A 415-nucleotide genomic window follows, 5' to 3' on the forward strand; every position below is an offset into this window, starting at 1 on the left:
ATAGCCCATGACGTCGACTTTGTCATAGCCGAGCGCCTTGACGATATCGGCCATGTCGTCGCCGATCGCCTCCAGGCGGCACGGCCGGTCGCCCAGCGCGGTGCGGCCATGTCCCTGCAGGTCGACGCCGATCACGGTGCGGTTTTCGGCGAGCTTGGGCAGGATCGGCGCGAACATGTCGATGGAGCCGAGACCGCCATGCAAGAGAAGCAGCGGTTCGCCCTTGCCGTAGACTGCGTAGTAGTAATTCAGGCCGTTGACCGGCAGCAGGCCGGACTTTTCGGGTTTCGGCAGTTTCGTTTCGATGGTCATGGCAGGTTTTGCCTCCTCGGCATTTGTGGTGCTCGGACAGCTGAGAAGCGCTGCGACCGAAGCAAGAATGGCGAAAAGCAGGGTCTTGGACATGTCGTTTGCC

Annotated in this window: 1 protein-coding gene; it reads right to left on the reverse strand. The window is 61.2% G+C overall.

Translation table 11 applies throughout. From position 1 onward, the window contains the following. Positions 1-312: alpha/beta fold hydrolase (locus ACWTU8_RS33015; RefSeq protein WP_455851402.1), on the reverse strand; the 312-nt coding region annotated here is incomplete at its 3' end. Positions 313-415 lie beyond the last annotated feature (103 nt).

The organism is Mesorhizobium sp. BHbdii (assembly GCF_053848045.1).